This window comes from Dryocola boscaweniae, assembly GCF_025215095.1.
GTDB classification, from domain to species: domain Bacteria; phylum Pseudomonadota; class Gammaproteobacteria; order Enterobacterales; family Enterobacteriaceae; genus Dryocola; species Dryocola boscaweniae.
Genome location: NZ_JALHAP010000024.1, coordinates 1 through 345, shown reverse-complemented (window position 1 = coordinate 345; position 345 = coordinate 1). Strand labels below are relative to the sequence as shown.

Below are 345 nucleotides of genomic sequence, written 5' to 3'. Positions count from 1 at the left end.
GGTTATTGCCTGCCGACACGGTGACGTTATCGCCGCTTAACAGCGTGCCCGCTTCACGGGTGGCGCTGTCTTCCTCAATGGTGTGGGTGGTCTTTTTGCTGAGGAACCCTTTTTTGGTCTTTGTCTCTTCCCTGTAGTGATAGTCGCTTTCCGTCGCGGTGGTCAGGTTCACGTCGCGGCCCGCGCCCACGCCGATATCGCCGCTGGCGGTCACCTGTGCGGCCTCGCTGTTCACGTCACGTCCGGCGATAATTTTTGTATTGCCGCCGCTGGCGATTTCCGTGCCCTGCTGGCGCACCGACTCGTTAATTTCGACTTTTTTCTTCGCTTTGTAGCTGTTTCCTT

The 345-nt window shown here is 57.4% G+C and carries 1 protein-coding gene; it reads right to left on the bottom strand.

Features of this window, described 5'->3' with window-relative positions; genetic code table 11:
* Positions 1-345: hemagglutinin repeat-containing protein (locus MUA00_RS00115; protein WP_271121229.1), on the bottom strand; the 345-nt coding region annotated here is incomplete at both ends.